The sequence below is a fragment of the Leptolyngbya sp. FACHB-36 genome (assembly GCF_014695955.1).
Taxonomy (GTDB): Bacteria; Cyanobacteriota; Cyanobacteriia; order Leptolyngbyales; family Leptolyngbyaceae; genus FACHB-36.
In genome coordinates this window covers 1-2,884 of the sequence record NZ_JACJPG010000117.1, presented here as the reverse complement: position 1 = coordinate 2,884, position 2,884 = coordinate 1, and the positions used below count along the sequence as shown (strand labels likewise).

At 52.5% G+C, this 2,884-nt stretch carries 2 protein-coding genes and 1 pseudogene; all 3 read right to left on the bottom strand.

Translation table 11 applies throughout. From position 1 onward, the window contains the following. Nucleotides 1-197 (bottom strand): annotated as a pseudogene (locus H6F43_RS01630) (Hpt domain-containing protein); the annotation flags it as partial. Further along, nucleotides 190-582, bottom strand: coding sequence for a response regulator (locus H6F43_RS01625; protein ID WP_190340278.1), 393 nt, complete (start codon nucleotides 580-582; stop codon nucleotides 190-192). The pseudogene H6F43_RS01630 and the gene H6F43_RS01625, both read right to left, overlap by 8 nt. Nucleotides 583-621: 39 nt before the next feature. Next, the coding region (locus H6F43_RS01620; protein WP_190340277.1) for a response regulator at nucleotides 622-2,884 on the bottom strand (2,263 nt) is incomplete at its 5' end.

Sequence of the window (2,884 nt, the reverse complement as noted above, 5' to 3'; positions counted from 1 at the left end):
GCGAAACCGTAAGTGGCACTGGAACCCGCAAGCGTGTGCAGCAAGTGATGCAGCGTGCGACTTGTTTCGCCGCTCCACACCGGGGATAGCTGGTTCCAACCAGCTTCGATCGCGTGCAATTTACTTTCAAGGCGCTGCACGTAATCCTGTCGGAGTTGAGCCAACTGCGCTTGAATGAGCTCGGAAGTATTAGGCATAAAACTGTTGCCACATGCCGCGAATCGTTACAGGCAGAGTCATCGGGTCAAACGGCTTGGCAATGACATCCAGCGCACCCAAGGCCTTGTAGAAAGCCACTTCATGAGTTTGAATTTTGGCAGTCATAAAAATAATTGGGATATTGCCGATTTCTGGCAGCTGCCGCAGTGCTTTGAGTGTGCTGGGTCCATCCATTCCTGGCATCATCACATCCAACAAAATCAGATCCGGGGCAAATTCTGGAGCCGTCTCCAGTGCTGCTGTTCCTGAGCTGCAAATTTCGACTGTGAATTTGCCGACTGCGACTAGCGCAATGCGGGCGATCGATTGAATATCCGGGTCATCTTCAACAAACAGAATCCGATTCAGGGTGGGAAGTTCCATAAGAAGTCTCCTGAGCTAATCACAGCAACGAATAGGGAATCAGGTAAGGCTGTAGCCAACCAGGGATTTGATTGTGTGCAGTAGCTCTTGATTTGAGGTGCGCGATTTTACGAGCACAGTAGTTGCGTCTCGTGCTGTTTCAGCGCTGACCTCTTGCGCCGAAAACAGCACCACTGGAGTCGGTAACCCAGTTTGAGCATTGATAATCGGCAGCAGTTCCAGTCCAGACCCATCCGGTAGACTGAGATCGAGCAGAATCAAGTCAAAGGTTTCGGTGTCTAGTTTCTGCTGCGCCTGCTGCAAACTTGCAGCGTGACAAATTTCGGCATCGTGCTTCAGCAGCAATGCAATGACTTGAACTAAATCGGAATTGTCCTCGATGTGCAGAATCTTTGGCTGCGGATTTTGGCTCTGGACTACCGCTTGTTTGCAAACGGTTACGAGTCGCGACTGGTCGATCGGCTTATCCAGCCAGTCAATCACGGCAAATTCTGCGTCTCCAATTTCTTCGCGTCCCTGCTGAGCTTTTGCAGAAACGACGACGATCGGCAGCGATCGCGTGGAGTTTTGCAGCCGCAGTTCTCGCAGCAGCGAAATTCCGTCCTGTCCGGGTAGTGCTAAGTCGAGGGTCATCGCGTGGTAAGGCCGTTGGGACAAGCGTTGCTTTGCAGCTTGAGCACTATGGACAATATCGACGCAAAACCCTTCCTGCTGCAACATCATCTTTAGCAGCATAGAAATGTCAGAGTCGTCTTCGCAAACGAGAATTCGAGGCGCGTGACCAAGCTCAGGCAAGCGGGTGAAGGGATGGTTCTCAGGCAGCGAACAGAATGGCAACCACTCTGGAAGATCGCAGTAGAAGGTTGTGCCGCTGCTGGAATCGCTGTCAAAGCTGAGTTGTCCGCCAAGCCGTTCCATAATGGCTTTGGCGATGCTTAAGCCTAAGCCGGTCCCTCCCTTTTGGCGCGAGTCCGAAGAGTCTGCCTGAGCAAACTTTTGGAAAATGCGATCGCGAAATTCCTCTGGAATGCCAGATCCCTGATCGTGCACACTCACACGCAGAAATCCACTATATCGAGTAACGGCTACTCGCACTTGGTGATTCACGGGTGAGAATTTTGCGGCGTTCGAGAGCAGATTTGTGAGTACCTGAATTAGCCGCTCGCCATCGACGTTGACAATTGCTCCGGGCTGGGTATGCGTTAATTCCAGCGTCACATTTAGCTGCTCTGCGTATGCACGGGTGGCTTCGATCGCTTGCTCTACTAGCGGCATCAACTCCGTTGGCTTCAGCGAGAAGTTCATCTTACCGGACTCAATTTTTTCAATGTCCAAGATGTCGTTGATCAGCAGAATCAATCGTTCACTGTTTTTGTAGCCGATGCTGATTAACTCTGTTGCTTCGGCAGGAATATCTCCAGCAATGCCACCGAGGAGCAATCCTAAAGAACCGCGAATGGAGGTTAACGGCGTGCGAAGTTCGTGGCTGACGGTGGAGACAAATTCGTTTTTTAATCGATCGACTTTTTTGCGATCGCTGATGTCCCGAACGATCGCCAGCACCTCGTCCTTCCCGTTGACCACAAGTCGCACTTCTAGGTCGCACGGCTTGCCGCCTTCTAGTTGATGTTCAAAGACTTGAGTCACTCCCGTTTTCAGCGCTTGGTTCAAATGCGTCATGATCTGCTGCGCGATCTCTTCTGGAAGCACGTCAGTAAGCCGTGTGCCAATCACCGCATCGGGCAGCGACTGACAGGACGTGCTCGGTTTACAGTCTAAGTACGTGCCGTCACGATGAATTCGGTAGATTGCGTCGGGAAGGGCATCAAGCAACACGCGGCTTTTGGCATCGCTCTGGCGCAAAATCTCGCTTTGGCGTAAGGCTTCTTCTGCCTGTTTTTGCTCGGTGACATCGATCGCCACGCTAATTGCCCCAACGATCGTGCCCTCGGGGCTGGTCTGGGGAGAGTGCCGCACGTCTAAAATGACGCCGTCGTGTTCGATGGTGGACGTAACCGTTTTGCCAGCTAGCGCCTGACGGATATCTTCAACAAGGGTTGGCAAGTGAGCATATGCCTCAACGATCGGGCAACCGACCAGCGTCGGAGAGGCTCCTCCCAACCGATGCAGAATCGTTCCCGTACACAGTGTCACGATACCCGCCTGATTCGTCGCAATCAGCGCGATCAACGCACTAGACACCATTGCCTGAAGCCGCTCTTGACTAGATCGCAGCGCTGCCGCCATTGCCTGTCGCTCTGCTAGTTCAGTTTGCAGTTGGTTCACCAGGCTTGCTTGCTGA

Coding starts and splice junctions, on each gene's coding strand:
- H6F43_RS01625 (WP_190340278.1), bottom strand. CDS start 582: ATGGAACTTCCCACCCTGAATCGGATTCTGTTTGTTGAAGATGACCCG.